This is a genomic window from Pseudomonas sp. GW822-FHT02D10 (genome assembly GCF_058802345.1).
On record NZ_JBXAOB010000011.1, the window covers coordinates 78,668 to 92,744 of the forward strand.

At 60.4% G+C, this 14,077-nt stretch carries 12 protein-coding genes; 6 read left to right on the forward strand and 6 right to left on the reverse strand.

Annotated elements, in window-relative coordinates; translation table 11 throughout:
- Positions 1–67 precede the first annotated feature (67 nt).
- Complete coding sequence (locus AC1RPZ_RS18485) at positions 68–2,245, reverse strand: malate synthase G (RefSeq protein ID WP_493138394.1); 2,178 nt, start codon at positions 2,243–2,245, stop codon at positions 68–70.
- Between the two features lie 485 nt (positions 2,246–2,730).
- On the opposite strand from AC1RPZ_RS18485, the gene AC1RPZ_RS18490 reads away from it, so the two are divergent.
- Positions 2,731–3,249 carry a glycine cleavage system transcriptional repressor gene (locus AC1RPZ_RS18490; protein ID WP_493138395.1) on the forward strand — a complete coding sequence of 173 codons (519 nt, stop codon included), beginning with the start codon at positions 2,731–2,733 and terminating at the stop codon, positions 3,247–3,249.
- A gap of 218 nt (positions 3,250–3,467) precedes the next feature.
- On the opposite strand, the gene rarD is transcribed toward AC1RPZ_RS18490, so the two are convergent.
- The 5 genes from rarD to AC1RPZ_RS18515 all read right to left on the reverse strand — a co-directional run bounded on the left by rarD (position 3,468) and on the right by AC1RPZ_RS18515 (position 9,298).
- Positions 3,468–4,355 (reverse strand): EamA family transporter RarD, encoded by an 888-nt coding sequence (gene rarD / locus AC1RPZ_RS18495; RefSeq protein ID WP_493138396.1) that lies wholly within the window; start codon positions 4,353–4,355, stop codon positions 3,468–3,470.
- A gap of 207 nt (positions 4,356–4,562) precedes the next feature.
- The gene (locus tag AC1RPZ_RS18500; RefSeq protein WP_493138397.1) at positions 4,563–5,537 is read right to left on the reverse strand and encodes a serine/threonine protein kinase; all 975 of its coding nucleotides are present in this window, start codon (positions 5,535–5,537) and stop codon (positions 4,563–4,565) included.
- Positions 5,538–5,723: 186 nt separating this feature from the next.
- Complete coding sequence (locus AC1RPZ_RS18505) at positions 5,724–7,625, reverse strand: PhoX family protein (protein WP_493138398.1); 1,902 nt, start codon at positions 7,623–7,625, stop codon at positions 5,724–5,726.
- A 107-nt stretch (positions 7,626–7,732) separates the two neighbouring features.
- Entirely contained in the window at positions 7,733–8,497 is a 765-nt protein-coding gene (locus tag AC1RPZ_RS18510) for a TOBE domain-containing protein (RefSeq protein WP_493138399.1), read from the reverse strand.
- Positions 8,498–8,557: 60 nt separating this feature from the next.
- Positions 8,558–9,298: a ComFC family protein gene (locus AC1RPZ_RS18515; RefSeq protein WP_493138400.1), complete on the reverse strand. Its 741-nt coding sequence runs from the start codon at positions 9,296–9,298 to the stop codon at positions 8,558–8,560.
- A 90-nt stretch (positions 9,299–9,388) separates the two neighbouring features.
- Here AC1RPZ_RS18515 and bioB point away from each other — a divergent pair, with 90 nt between their 5' ends.
- The 5 genes from bioB to bioD all read left to right on the forward strand — a co-directional run bounded on the left by bioB (position 9,389) and on the right by bioD (position 14,000).
- Positions 9,389–10,444: a biotin synthase BioB gene (bioB, locus tag AC1RPZ_RS18520; RefSeq protein WP_129440595.1), complete on the forward strand. Its 1,056-nt coding sequence runs from the start codon at positions 9,389–9,391 to the stop codon at positions 10,442–10,444.
- Positions 10,445–10,615: 171 nt separating this feature from the next.
- Positions 10,616–11,794 carry an 8-amino-7-oxononanoate synthase gene (bioF, locus tag AC1RPZ_RS18525; RefSeq protein ID WP_493138401.1) on the forward strand — a complete coding sequence of 393 codons (1,179 nt, stop codon included), beginning with the start codon at positions 10,616–10,618 and terminating at the stop codon, positions 11,792–11,794.
- Positions 11,787–12,518, forward strand: a complete 732-nt coding sequence (locus AC1RPZ_RS18530) for an alpha/beta fold hydrolase (RefSeq protein WP_493138402.1) — start codon at positions 11,787–11,789, stop codon at positions 12,516–12,518. The genes bioF and AC1RPZ_RS18530 overlap by 8 nt, the downstream gene beginning before the upstream one ends.
- A complete protein-coding gene (gene bioC, locus AC1RPZ_RS18535) occupies positions 12,511–13,323 on the forward strand; it encodes a malonyl-ACP O-methyltransferase BioC (protein WP_493138403.1) in 813 nt (270 codons plus the stop codon). The genes AC1RPZ_RS18530 and bioC overlap by 8 nt, the downstream gene beginning before the upstream one ends.
- Positions 13,320–14,000 (forward strand): dethiobiotin synthase, encoded by a 681-nt coding sequence (gene bioD, locus AC1RPZ_RS18540; protein WP_493138404.1) that lies wholly within the window; start codon positions 13,320–13,322, stop codon positions 13,998–14,000. Before bioC ends, bioD begins: the two co-directional genes overlap by 4 nt.
- Positions 14,001–14,077 lie beyond the last annotated feature (77 nt).

The window sequence follows — 14,077 nt, forward strand, 5'->3', positions numbered from 1 at the left end:
TGATCCTGTTTCAAATAAAAAAGCCCTGATCTCTCGATCAGGGCTTTTTCATGTCGCTAACGCTTATTCAAAGGCCATTGGCAGCCTTGAACTCGCGACGGCGACGGTGCAGGACCGGCTCGGTATAGCCGTTCGGCTGTTTGGTGCCTTCGATCACCAGTTCGACCGCCGCCTGGAAGGCGATGTTGCTGTCGAAGTTCGGTGCCAGCGGACGGTACAGCGGGTCGTTGGCGTTCTGGCGGTCAACCACCGGCGCCATGCGCTTGAGAGTTTCCAGCACCTGGGCTTCGCTGACAATGCCATGGCGCAGCCAGTTGGCGATGTGCTGGCTGGAGATACGCAGCGTTGCACGGTCTTCCATCAGGCCGACGTCGTTGATGTCCGGCACTTTCGAACAGCCCACGCCCTGGTCGATCCAGCGCACCACATAACCGAGGATGCCCTGAGCGTTGTTGTCCAGTTCGTTCTGGATCTGTTCCGCCGTCCAGTCGGGGTTGCTGGCCAGCGGGATGGTCAGGATGTCGTCTACCGACGCACGCGCGCGCTTGGCCAGTTCGGCCTGACGGGCGAACACGTCAACCTTGTGGTAATGCAGCGCGTGCAGTGCCGCGGCGGTCGGTGAAGGGACCCAGGCGGTGTTGGCGCCGGCCAGCGGGTGAGCGATTTTTTGCTCGAGCATGGCGGCCATCAGGTCGGGCATGGCCCACATGCCTTTACCGATTTGCGCGCGACCTTGCAGGCCGGTGCTCAAACCGATGTCGACGTTCCAGTTTTCGTAGGCGCCGATCCACTTCTCAGCCTTCATGTCAGCCTTGCGCACCATCGCGCCGGCTTCCATGGACGTGTGGATTTCATCGCCGGTACGGTCGAGGAAGCCGGTGTTGATGAATACCACTCGCTCGCTTGCAGCCTTGATGCAGGCCTTGAGGTTGATCGTGGTGCGCCGCTCTTCGTCCATGATGCCGACTTTGAGAGTGTTGCGCGGCAACTCCAGCACGTCTTCGATGCGACCGAACAGCTCGTTGGTGAACGCCGCTTCTTCCGGACCGTGCATTTTCGGTTTAACGATGTAGACCGAACCGGTGCGGCTGTTCTTGCGTGTGGTGTTGCCGTTGAGGCTGTGCAGCGCCGCGAGGTTGGTGACCAGACCGTCGAGGATGCCTTCCGGCACTTCGTTACCGTCCTTGTCGAGGATCGCGTCGATGGTCATCAAGTGGCCAACGTTACGCACGAACAACAGCGAGCGGCCGTGCAGGCTCAGTTCGCTACCGTCGAGGGCGGTGTAGGTGCGGTCGGCGTTCATGGTACGAGTAAAGCTCTTGCCGCCCTTGATGACTTCTTCCGACAGATCACCCTTCATCAGGCCGAGCCAGTTGCGGTAGATCACCACTTTGTCATCGGCATCGACGGCGGCAACGGAGTCTTCGCAGTCCATGATGGTGGTCAGCGCAGCTTCCATCAGCAGGTCTTTGACGCCGGCGGCGTCGGTCTGACCGACCGGGGTGCTGGCGTCGATCTGGATTTCGAAATGCAGACCGTTGTTTTTCAGCAGAATCGCGGTCGGTGCCGCTGCGTCGCCGTGGAAACCGATCAGTTGGGCGTCGTTGCTCAAACCGCTGTTGGTGCCGCCCTTGAGGCTGACAACCAGCTTGCGATCAACGATCGTGTAGCCAGTGGAATCGACGTGAGAGCCGGCAGCCAATGGCGCCGCTTCGTCGAGGAAGGCGCGAGCGAAGGCGATGACCTTGTCGCCGCGAACCTTGTTGTAGCCTTTGCCTTTTTCCGCGCCGTCGGCCTCGCTGATGGCATCAGTGCCATACAGCGCGTCGTACAACGAACCCCAGCGAGCGTTCGAGGCGTTGAGGGCGAAGCGGGCGTTCATCACCGGAACCACCAATTGTGGACCGGCCATACGGGCGATTTCGTCGTCGACGTTTTGCGTCGTTGCCTGGAAATCGGCCGCTTCTGGCAGCAGATAACCGATGTCTTGCAGGAAGGCTTTATAGGCCACGGCGTCGTGCGCCTGGCCGGCACGGGACTGGTGCCAGGCATCGATACGCGCCTGGAGGTCGTCGCGTTTGGCGAGTAGGGCTTTGTTCTTCGGCGCCAGGTCGTGAATGACCTTGTCGGCACCGGCCCAGAACTTATCGGCGGTGAGGCCGGTACCGGGAATGGCTTCGTTGTTCACGAAGTCGAACAGGACTTTGGCGACCTGCAGGCCACCGACTTGAACGTGTTCAGTCATTGCTTGCCTCACTCTGCTCAGCTATTTCGCTTTTCAGCTCTTCAATTTGATAATGAAGCCTCTGGCCATTTAAACCACAAACCTCTCTACCAGTACATGCCATTGCGGGCGGCTGGGTGGTTCCAATCAACGGCGTAGCGCCTTGCTGACGGGGCTTTGAGGGTTGCGATGGCGCCTGGGCAGACATCGATCCAACGTTATGTAGTGCGCGCTGCGGCATACTACATGATGAATTGCGCTTGTGAAAATTAGACTAATTACGTCGTTCTGCGACCCCATGACGCATTGCGGTCACGCCGGGGAATGGGATGTTCTCAAAAAACTATTGGATTGTTCCAGATAAATCTAAAAACTTGTACACATAATCTTCATTTCACTGCTATGGGGCTCTGGTTTCCACGCCACAAAAGCGGCGCCGCGCTGAATTGAGTCCCTTGCCTATACTTGCCTTTCTATAACAAAAGTCATGACAAGAGGGCTGCGCCATGGACCACCTCGTACTCACCGTATTTGCCCCGGACAAGCCCGGCCAGGTCGAGCGCATCGCCCAATGCATCGCCGAGCATGGTGGTAACTGGCTGGAGAGCCGCATGTCACGAATGGCCGGGCAGTTTGCCGGGATCCTCCGGGTGGGCGTGCCGGCCGAGGCCTATGATGAACTGGTCGATGCACTTCAGGCGCTGTCTTCCCAAGGGATTCGGGTGCTGATCGCCGAGAGCAGTATTGAGCAATCCTGCACCTGGAAGCCGATTGCCATGGAGTTGGTCGGTAACGACCGACCGGGGATCGTCCGTGACATTACTCGCTTGCTCAGTGAGCAAGGGGTCAGCCTTGAACGCCTGGTGACCGACGTGCGTCCTGCGCCGATGAGCAGCGAGCCGCTGTTCCACGCCGAAGCGATTCTTGCGGTGCCGCTGACGTTGTCTCTTGACGTGTTGCAGTCGCGGCTGGAAACCCTGGCCGATGATTTGATGGTGGAGTTGGTGCTGCGCAGCGAGCCATGAGGCTAGGGTTATCCAAGTAAAGCGTGCACCCGCCTGTGGATAACCTGTAGAGATACAGCGCCAGCCCTTGTCGGCCGTGGCTCTTCAGGAGTTGTTCAAAAAACCAGCAGTTTCAAGGGCTTGTGCACAAACGGCGGGGATCACGCTGTGGATAACCTTGGGAAGGATGCTTGCAGGCCACAGTGGCCGTGGCCTGCAAGGGTTTGTACGTTTTTTGATCAGCGGCGACGGCGCAAACTCATCCAGGTGTCGATGCTGTAAACCGCCAGACCGGCCCAGATAAACATGAAGGCCACCAGCGTGGTGGATGACAGGTGTTCACCAAACAACAGCACCGCTTGCAGCAGCACCAGGGTCGGCGCCAGGTATTGCAGGAAGCCGAGGGTGGTGTACGGCAGATGCCGTGCAGCAGCGTTGAAACAGACCAACGGCACCAGCGTTATCGGACCGGCGGCGACCAGCCACCACGCTTCGGACGTGCTCCAGAACGCGGCTTGGGCGCTGGTGGCTGTCGGGTTGAAGAGCAACCAGGCAAGAGCAATCGGCACCAGCATCCAGGTTTCCACCACCAGCCCGGGCAGCGCTTTGACCGGAGCCTGTTTGCGGATCAATCCGTAGAAGCCGAAGGTCAGCGCCAGCACCAGCGACACCCACGGCAGGCTGCCGACTTGCCAGACCTGCTGCGCGACGCCAGCGGTGGCCAGCCCGACGGCGAACCACTGCAGGCGTCGCAGCCGTTCGCCGAGGATCAGCATGCCCAGCAGCACGTTCACCAGCGGGTTGATGTAGTAACCGAGGCTGGCTTCGAGCATGCGTCCGTTGTTCACCGACCAGACGTAGGTCAGCCAGTTGGCTGCGATCAGCGTGCCGCTCAGCGCGAGAACGGCCAGCCGCCGTGGGTTCTCGCGCAGTTCACGGAACCAGCCAGGGTGCTTCCAGACCGTCAGCAGCAAGGCACCGAACAGCGCCGACCAGAGGACACGGTGGATGATGATTTCCACGGCAGGTACGTCGGCGATGGCTTTGAAGTAGAGCGGGAACAATCCCCAGATGATGTAGGCACTCAGGCCCAATAGGTACCCACGACGCGGGTTGGCGGCTTGCATGCAGAATCCTTGCTTAGGCAGCTAACAAAGGGGGGATTGTAAGGAGATTTGTCAGCGGATGTCGTATCTGAATTGGTAGGGCATTTGTGAACACCAAATCCTGTGGGAGCGAGCTTGCTCGCGATAGCGGTTGGTCAGCAACTGATGTGCTGAATGCGCAGCCGCCATCGCGAGCAAGCTCGCTCCCACAAGGGGGATAGTGGTGAATCAAAAAAGCTTCAACGGTTCTTCGTTGAGCGCCGCCAGTTGTTCACGCAATGCCAGCACCTGGTCGCCCCAATAACGTTCGGTGCCAAACCACGGAAAGCTGTGGGGGAACGCCGGGTCATCCCAACGACGGGCCAGCCACGCGCTGTAGTGCATCAGGCGCAAGGCGCGCAGCGGCTCGATCAGCGCCAGTTCGCGCGGGTCAAAGTCGTGGAACTCGCTGTAGCCGTCCATCAATTCCGACAACTGACCGAGACATTCCTGACGATCGCCAGCGAGCATCATCCACAGGTCCTGCACGGCCGGCCCCATGCGACAGTCGTCGAGGTCGACGATATGGAACATTTCGTCACGGCACATCATGTTGCCGGGGTGGCAGTCGCCATGCATGCGAATGTTCTGGTGCGGGGTGTCTTTGTAGACTTCTTCCACGCGCTTGAGCAGGTCGCGGGCGACCGACTCGTAGGCTGGCAGCAAGCTGCGCGGTATGAAATTGCCTTCGAGCAGGGTGGTCAGTGAATCATGGCCGAAGTTTTTGACGCCCAGCGCTTCGCGGTGCTCGAAGGGGCGGGTGGCGCCAACCGCGTGCAAGCGGCCAAGCAATTGGCCCAAACGGTAGAGCTGATCGAGATTGCCCGGTTCCGGCGCACGGCCACCACGGCGCGGGAACAGGGTGAAGCGGAACCCGGCGTGTTCGTGCAGGCTTTCACCGTTGTGAATCATCGGCGCAACCACCGGCACCTCGCACTCGGCGAGTTCGAAGGTGAAGCGGTGCTCTTCGAGAATGGCGGCGTTGGTCCAGCGTTGCGGACGGTAGAATTTGGCAATCAGCGGCTCGCCATCTTCGATGCCAACCTGATAGACACGGTTTTCATAGCTGTTGAGCGCAAGGACGCGGGCGTCGCTGAGAAAGCCGATGCTTTCTACGGCGTCGAGCACCAGATCGGGGGTAAGTGTTTCAAACGGGTGAGACATGCTGACTCCTGCGCGCAGCAGGCTGCCGCGTCCGGCCAAACATGGTAGCGCAGACGGGGCGACTTTAGTGGTTGGGCTTGAGATGAGTGTTGTTTTTACTGACGCCATCGCGAGCAAGCTCGCTCCCACAGGGTCATGTGTTCACAGATCCAATGTGGGAGCGAGCTTGCTCGCGAAGAGGCCCGATCAGGCGCCGACGATCCCGCCATCTTCTCGGGTAATTGCCATCACCGAGGAGCGCGGCTTGCCATTGGGCAAATGCTCCGGGAAGCTCGATCCGCCATTTTCCCCCGGATGCTGAATGCCGACAAACAAGGTCTTCTGGTCCGGTGAAAAGCTGATCCCGGTCACTTCGCAGCCCACCGGGCCGACCATGAATCGGCGGATTTCACCGGTCGCAGGGTCGGCGCAGAGCATCTGGTTGTTGCCCATGCCGGCGAAATCCCCGGCGTTGCTGTAGTCCCCGTCGCTGAGGATCCAGAGTCGACCAGCCTTGTCAAAGCCCAACCCATCCGGGCTGTTGAACATGTTGTGTGGCGTGATGTTCGAGGAGCCGGCTTTCGCTGTCCCGGCGTGTACGCTCGGGTTGCCCGCCACCACGAACAGATCCCAGGCGAACGTCAGAGCTGCGTGGTCGTCGCGATCGGTGCGCCAGCGCAGAATCTGCCCATAGACGTTCTTCTCCCGAGGGTTCGGCCCGCCCACCGGTTGCCCGTCTTCACCGCGTTTGGCGTTGTTGGTCAGGGTGCAATAGACCTGGCCGTCTTGCGGGCTGACGACGATCCACTCCGGGCGGTCCATGCGCGTGGCGCCGACGACGCTGGCGGCCAGACGTGCGTGAATCAGCACCTCGGCCTGATCGGCAAAACCGCTGCTGGCGTCGATGCCGTTCTTGCCGTGAGTCAGCTCGATCCACTGGCCCTGACCTTTTGGATGGTCGGGGTTGCTATCACCCGCATCAAAGCGTGCGACGTACAAGGTGCCGTGGTCCAGCAGGTCACGGTTGGCCTTGAGGTTGGTGTGATTGATCTTGTCGCGGCTGACGAATTTGTAGATGAATTCACCGCGCTCATCGTCGCCCATGTACACCACTGCGCGACCGTCGTGCGTCTCGGCCAGGGCTGCGTTCTCGTGTTTGAAACGACCGAGGGCGGTGCGTTTGAGCGGAGTCGATTGCGGGTCGAACGGGTCGATTTCTACCACCCAGCCGTGTCGGTTGAGTTCGTTGGGGTTTTTCGCCAGGTCAAAACGCGGGTCGTGTTGATGCCAGTTGATCTCTTTACTGGCGACCGATGCGCCATAGCGCTTTTGTGCGGCGTCGAACTTGTGCTCGGGATTGCTGCTGCCAAAGCAGTCGGTGAAGTTCTCTTCGCAGGTCAGATAAGTACCCCAAGGCGTCTTGCCATTGGCGCAGTTCTGGAAGGTTCCGAACACTTTTTTGCCGGTCTTGTCAGCGGCGGTTTTCATCAGCTCATGGCCTGCGGCCGGGCCGCTCAACTGCAGCGGTGCATTGCCGTGGATTCGGCGGTTGTAGCGCGAGCCCTGAACGAACTGCCATTGACCGTTTTTACGCTGCACTTCGATCACCGAAACGCCTTCGCAGGCCAGCGCTTTGCGCACTTCTTCGGCCGACTGCGGAATGCTGCCGTGGGCGTAGAGGTAGCGATAGTTGGTGTATTCGTTGTTGATCGCCATCAGCGCGCGATTGTCGTCGCCGGGGAAGGTGAACAGACTCATCCCGTCGTTGTTGTCGCCGAACTGGACTTCCTGAGCCTGGGCGCTGCCATTGCCACTCGGATCAAAGTCCGGACCGTTCTTGTGCAGCGGCTGGCCCCAACTGATCAACACCGAGGATGTGTAACCCGGCGGCAGGGTGATGGTGTCGCTGGTGGCAGCCGCAATGCTCTCGAAGCCCAGCAACTTGCTCGACGCAGCGCTGACACTGGCAGCCAGCGCGCTGCGGCTCAGCAGGTTGCCACCGAGGAACATCGCCGCACCGCAAAGGGCGCCAGCACTGATAAAACCACGACGACTGAGGCCGACGATTTTTTCAAGGTCGGTGGCTTGGTTTTCTTCTAATAGGCTCACATCAGGCTCCCTGCTGGTTTTTGCAGTCACCTTAAGGAGCGTCTATGACACAAATGTTGCAGTTGCGCGGCTGAGGAACGCCGCCAATCCGTAGCCGCAGCCTTGAGTCAGAGTGGTGTGCCGAGCAAAACATTGGAGGGCGAGAACTGCACCTGAACAGCCTTTTTGGCGCTCAAACCCAGGGTTTTGAGGTGCGGCGGCTCGGCCAGGGCGCATAACGTCTGACCGTTGGGCAGGGCAATTCGGACTTCACTGGGGCCATCTTCGGCGTCGAGAATCTCCTCGATAGTGCCCTTCAAGCAATTGTGTCCAGGTATTGCGGGTTGATCGGCACCGAGCAAATCGAGCCAGCCGGCCTTGATCAGCGCCACCACTTCAGTGCCCGTTTCCAGGTCCAGACGCAGGGTGCTGTCGTGGGTGATCTGTGCCTGAATGATCAACCCGGCGGCGAGTTCCAGGCTGATCAGATCGTTGCGCCCCTGAGTGTCGATAGTCGCGACCTTGCCGTGCAACTGATTGCGCGCGCTGGTCCTGAGCATCAGGCGTCCGAGCAAATCGAGGTCACTGGCATCCTCGGCGGCTTCCAGCACCTGTGCCTGCAAGGCTTGCAGGCGCTGATAAAGTCGCAGCACCCGCTCACCTTCACTGGACAGCTTTGCGCCACCGCCGCCCTTGCCGCCGACGCTGCGTTCCACCAGTGGTTTTTGCGCCAGATTGTTCAGCTCGTCGATCGCATCCCACGCGGCTTTGTAGCTCAACCCGGCGCTTTTCGCGGCGCGGGTGATCGAGCCCTGTTCGGCGATGTGTTGCAGCAGGGCGATGCGCTGCGGACGACGGACTATGTGTTGGGACAACAAAGTGGGCAAGGACATGATGAGGGGCTGCAAGCGGGTAGTGATGGATTGGGACGTTGGCGGCTTGGGGCGTGAGAGTCAAGTCAACTCCCCGGGTTTTGGTGTGCGCGCCAGACAATAAACGTCCACCCGTGCTGCGCCTGCCTGAATCAGCAAGCGAGCCAGGCTTTGCGCGGTGGCGCCGGTGGTCAGCACGTCGTCGACCAGCGCCAGGTGGCGACCCTCGATCTGTGCCCCCGGCGTGAGTGCGAAAGCTCTGCGCAGGTTTTGTTTGCGGGCCTTGGCGTCCAGATCCTGTTGCGCGGTAGTGTCCTGGGTGCGTAGCAACAGGTTTTCATCGCAACTGATTTCCAGGCTGTCGCTGAGCCAACGGGCGAGCATCGCCGCCTGGTTGTAACCCCGCTCGCGCAGCCGTTTGCGGGCCAAGGGCACCGGCACCAATGCGTCGGGACGCTTGAGGCCTTCATCGAAGCGATGTTGCAGGGATTGTGCAAGAAGTTCGGCAAGCAGGCGGCCATACGGCCACTTTGCCGCGTGCTTGAAGCGAGTGATCAAACTGTCGAGCGGGAAGTTATAGGTCCAGGGCGCGATGACCTGTTCGAAGGCCGGTGGATCGTTCAAACATTGGCCGCAGGTGAGACCGGCCATAGGCAAGGGCAGGGCGCAGACCTGGCAATGATCGCCGAGCCAGGGCAACTCGGTTTCGCAGGCCGTGCAGATTGGCGTGTTGCCGTCGGCCGACTCTGAACAAAGCAAACAAAGTTGTTTATTGTTTAACCAGATGTAGACCTGTCCTACGTAGCGTGGTTGACAGCGCATAGCTCTTCCTTAAATATGCCAAACATCCGTGTCGCGCTTGTGGATATTCCGTTCCACAGCCGCTTGCCAAGCATAAACAAGGAAACGCCCATGAGCGCCAGCACCACTGCAACCCTGCGTCATGACTGGTCTTTGGCTGAAGTCAAAGCACTCTTCGTTCAGCCATTCAACGACCTGTTGTTCCAGGCGCAGACGGTGCACCGCGCGCACTTCGACGCCAATCGCGTCCAGGTGTCGACCCTGCTGTCGATCAAAACCGGCGCTTGCCCGGAAGATTGCAAATATTGTCCGCAGTCCGGTCACTACAACACCGGCCTGGAAAAAGAAAAGCTGATGGAAGTGCAGAAGGTCCTCGAAGAGGCTGCCCGCGCCAAGGCCATCGGTTCGACCCGTTTCTGCATGGGCGCCGCCTGGAAGCATCCGTCGGCCAAAGACATGCCGTACGTGCTGGAGATGGTCAAAGGCGTGAAGGCCATGGGCCTGGAAACCTGCATGACCCTTGGTCGCCTTGATCAGGACCAGACCGTTGCGTTGGCAGACGCCGGCCTCGATTACTACAACCACAACCTCGATACCTCGCCGGAGTTCTACGGCAGCATCATCACCACCCGCACCTACAGTGAGCGCCTGCAGACCCTGGCCTACGTGCGTGAGTCGGGGATGAAGATCTGCTCGGGCGGCATCCTCGGTATGGGCGAGTCCCTCGACGACCGTGCCAATCTGCTGATCCAGTTGGCCAATCTGCCGGAACATCCGGAGTCGGTGCCGATCAACATGCTGGTGAAAGTCGCCGGTACGCCGCTGGAAAATGCCGACGACATTGACCCGTTCGACTTCATCCGCATGCTCGCCGTCGCACGTATCCTCATGCCGCAATCCCACGTGCGCCTGTCCGCTGGCCGCGAAGCCATGAACGAACAGATGCAGGCCCTGGCGTTCTTCGCCGGTGCCAACTCGATTTTCTACGGTGACAAACTGCTGACCACCGCCAACCCGCAGGCCGACAAGGACATGCAACTGTTCGGGCGCTTAGGGATCCTGCCGGAAGCGCGCGAAGAGCACGCCGACGAAGTGCATCAGGCCGCCATCGAGCAAGCGCTGGTCGAACAGAAAAGCAGCGAGCAGTTCTATAACGCCGCTGTTTGAAGTCTCCACCGATCCTTCTGAAGGAATGCAAAAACACTGTGGGAGCGAGCCTGCTCGCGATTGCGATGTAACAGCCAGCATCGATGTTGAATGTTATGACCTCATCGCGAGCAGGCTCGCTCCCACAAGGTAATGCGACATCGCTTCTGAATTCTGACCCGTGAGGCCTGCATGTCTTTCGATCTCGCCGCACGCCTTGCTGCTCGTCGTGCCGAAAACCTCTATCGCCAGCGTCCATTGCTTGAGACCCCGCAAGGTCCGCAGGTGGTGGTCGACGGCCAGCCATTGCTGGCATTCTGTAACAACGATTACCTGGGTCTGGCCAATCATCCGCAAGTGATCGAAGCCTGGCGTGCCGGCGCCGCCCGCTGGGGTGTCGGTGGCGGTGCTTCGCACCTGGTGATTGGTCATAGCAGCCCGCATCACGCGCTCGAAGAAGCCTTGGCCGATCTGACGGGGCGCCCGCGTGCGCTGCTGTTTACCACCGGTTATATGGCCAATTTGGGCGCCGTCACTGCGCTGGTGGGGCAGGGTGACACGGTGCTCGAAGACCGACTCAACCATGCGTCATTGCTCGATGCGGGGCTGTTGTCGGGGGCGCGCTTCAACCGCTATTTGCACAACGACGCGGTGAGCTTGGCCAAACGTCTGGAAAAGGCCACCGGCAATACGCTGGTGGTGACCGACGGGGTGTTCAGTATGGACGGCGACATCGCCGATCTGCCAGCACTGGCTCGGGAGGCCAAGGCCAAAGGCGCGTGGCTGATGGTCGATGACGCCCACGGCTTTGGTCCCTTGGGCGCCAATGGCGGCGGGATCGTCGAGCACTTCGGTTTGAGTCTGGAAGATGTGCCGGTATTGGTCGGCACCCTGGGTAAAGCGTTCGGCACCGCAGGAGCGTTTGTCGCGGGCAGTGATGACCTGATCGAAAGCCTGATCCAGTTCGCCCGGCCATACATCTACACCACCAGCCAGCCACCGGCCCTGGCCTGCGCGACCCTGAAAAGTCTTGAGTTGCTGCGCAGCGAACATTGGCGCCGCGAGCATTTGAAGGTGCTGATCCGCCAATTCCGAAAAGGCGCCGAGCAGATTGGTCTCGAGTTGATGGACAGCGCTACGCCGATCCAGCCAATCATGATTGGCGACGCCGGACGCGCAGTGCGCTTTTCGCAGATGCTGCGTGAGCGCGGACTGATGGTGACCGCCATCCGCCCACCGACCGTGCCGGCCGGCAGCGCACGTTTGCGCGTGACCCTGACGGCGGCGCACAGCGAGGCGCAGGTGCAGCTATTGTTAGACGGTCTGGCCGATTGTTTTCAGCAGTTGGGAGCGGAGCCGAACCATGCGTGATCGTCTGATTTTGTTGCCCGGTTGGGGGCTCGGCATTTCGCCGCTGGAGCCACTGGCGGCGGCTTTGCAAGGGCTGGACGAACACCTGCGCGTTGAAATCGAACCGCTGCCGGAACTGGAGTCAAGCGACCTCGATGAATGGCTCGACGAGCTGGACTCAACCTTGCCAAAAGATGCCTGGCTCGGCGGCTGGTCGCTCGGCGGGATGCTCGCCTCAGAGCTGGCGGCTCGGCGTGGCGAGCGCTGCTGCGGTTTGCTGACACTGGCGAGTAACCCTTCTTTTGTGGCTCACGCCGAGTGGTCGAGCGCCATGTCGGGCGAGACCTTCGATGCGTTTCTGGCCGGGTGCCGCGCTGACCCGCGCATGACGCTCAAGCGCTTTAGCCTGCTTTGCGCCCAAGGTGCCGAAGACCCGCGCGGGTTGTCGCGTCTGTTGCTCGCGGGTGCGCCGAATACTCCGCCAACCGTGTTGATGAGCGGGCTGGAACTGCTCGCGCAACTGGACAACCGGCAAGCCTTGCAAGCCTTTCGGGGGCCGCAGTTGCATGTGTTCGGCGGGCTCGACGGGCTGGTTCCGGCCGAAGCCGCCAGTGAGTTGCTGGCGTTACTCCCTGATGTCGAAATTGGTCTGATTGAACAGGCCAGTCACGCGTTTCTTCTGGAAGACCCCCACGGTGTGGCGGGGGCCATCCAGGCCTTTTTGCATGAGTCCGGTGATGACTGATTTGTCCCTTCCCAACCTGCCCGGCGGTTTGCCCGACAAGCGTCAGGTCGCGGCATCCTTTTCCCGCGCAGCGGCCAGCTATGACAGCGTTGCCGAATTGCAGCGGGCTGTTGGCAGTGAATTGCTGGGGCGTTTGCCGGCGGATCGATCACCTGCTCGCTGGCTGGATCTGGGCTGTGGCACGGGGTATTTCAGCCGTGCGCTGGGTGAGCGATTCAGCGCCAGCGAAGGGCTGGCGCTGGATATCGCACAAGGCATGCTCAATCACGCACGGCCCTTGGGCGGCGCGACACATTTCATTGCCGGCGATGCCGAGCGCTTGCCGTTGCAGGATGCAAGTTGCGATCTGGTGTTTTCCAGCCTGGCGGTGCAGTGGTGCGCCGATTTCCGGGCGGTGCTGAGCGAGGCTTATCGGGTTCTGAAACCTGGCGGTGTGTTAGCGTTTGCCAGTCTCTGCGTGGGTACGCTGCATGAATTGCGCGACAGTTGGCGTCAGGTTGATGGCCTGGTGCACGTCAACCGCTTCCGCGAGTTCAGCACGTATCAACAGCTGTGTGCGGACAGTGGTTTGAAGGTGATCAGTCTGCAAAATATTTCGCACGTGCTGCATTACCCGGATGTGCGTAGTCTGACTCACGAACTCAAGGCCTTGGGCGCGCATAATCTCAATCCTGGTCGGCCGGGCGGGCTGACAGGTCGGGCGCGGATCATGGGTTTGATCGACGCCTATGAGCCGTTTCGTCAGGTGCAAGGGCTGCCCGCGACTTATCAGGTGGTCTATGCCGTGTTGGAGAAGCCACAATGAGCGCAGCCTATTTCATCACCGGCACCGATACCGACGTCGGCAAGACCACCATCGCCGCTGGCCTGTTGCACGCCGCGCGGTCGGCGGGGTTGAGCACGGCGGCCGGGAAACCAGTGGCATCTGGCTGCGAGGTGACGCCCAACGGTTTGCGCAATGTCGACGCGCTGGCGCTGTTGGCTCAATGTTCGTTGCCGCTGACCTATGCCGAGGTCAATCCAGTAGCCTTCGAACCGGCCATCGCACCGCATCTGGCCGCGCGTGAGGCGGGTATCGCGCTGACGGTCCAGTCGTTGCTGGCGCCGATGCGGCATATAGTGGACAAGCAGGCCGATTTCACCTTGATCGAAGGTGCGGGTGGCTGGCGGGTGCCGCTGGCCGATCAGGACAATCTTTCGGACCTGGCGATGGCGCTGGGTCTGCCGGTGATTCTGGTGGTGGGTGTGCGTCTGGGTTGCATCAATCACGCGTTGCTGACGGCCGAGGCGATTGCCCGGGATGGTTTGCAACTGGCCGGTTGGGTGGCCAACATCATTGAGCCCAGGACGTCGCGGCTGGAAGAGAACCTGGCCACGTTGGCCGAGCGCCTGCCAGCGCCGTGTCTGGGGCGCGTGCCGAAACTCAAACTGGTCACGGCAGAAGCGGTGGCAGAGCATCTTCAACTGGATTTGCTCGACTAGATTTTGCCTATGACAAGGCATTGTGCCATTAGTGTTTTTGTCGGGCCTTTTGTCGGTGTCTCTGGTTCAATGAGCGC

What these genes read in the sequence shown, in the direction of transcription:
- AC1RPZ_RS18485 (WP_493138394.1), bottom strand. Translation starts at nt 2,245, where the DNA reads ATGACTGAACACGTTCAAGTCGGTGGCCTGCAGGTCGCCAAAGTCCTG.
- AC1RPZ_RS18490 (WP_493138395.1), top strand. Translation starts at nt 2,731, where the DNA reads ATGGACCACCTCGTACTCACCGTATTTGCCCCGGACAAGCCCGGCCAG.
- rarD (WP_493138396.1), bottom strand. Translation starts at nt 4,355, where the DNA reads ATGCAAGCCGCCAACCCGCGTCGTGGGTACCTATTGGGCCTGAGTGCC.
- AC1RPZ_RS18500 (WP_493138397.1), bottom strand. Translation starts at nt 5,537, where the DNA reads ATGTCTCACCCGTTTGAAACACTTACCCCCGATCTGGTGCTCGACGCC.
- AC1RPZ_RS18510 (WP_493138399.1), bottom strand. Translation starts at nt 8,497, where the DNA reads ATGTCCTTGCCCACTTTGTTGTCCCAACACATAGTCCGTCGTCCGCAG.
- AC1RPZ_RS18515 (WP_493138400.1), bottom strand. Translation starts at nt 9,298, where the DNA reads ATGCGCTGTCAACCACGCTACGTAGGACAGGTCTACATCTGGTTAAAC.
- bioB (WP_129440595.1), top strand. Translation starts at nt 9,389, where the DNA reads ATGAGCGCCAGCACCACTGCAACCCTGCGTCATGACTGGTCTTTGGCT.
- bioF (WP_493138401.1), top strand. Translation starts at nt 10,616, where the DNA reads ATGTCTTTCGATCTCGCCGCACGCCTTGCTGCTCGTCGTGCCGAAAAC.
- AC1RPZ_RS18530 (WP_493138402.1), top strand. Translation starts at nt 11,787, where the DNA reads ATGCGTGATCGTCTGATTTTGTTGCCCGGTTGGGGGCTCGGCATTTCG.
- bioC (WP_493138403.1), top strand. Translation starts at nt 12,511, where the DNA reads ATGACTGATTTGTCCCTTCCCAACCTGCCCGGCGGTTTGCCCGACAAG.
- bioD (WP_493138404.1), top strand. Translation starts at nt 13,320, where the DNA reads ATGAGCGCAGCCTATTTCATCACCGGCACCGATACCGACGTCGGCAAG.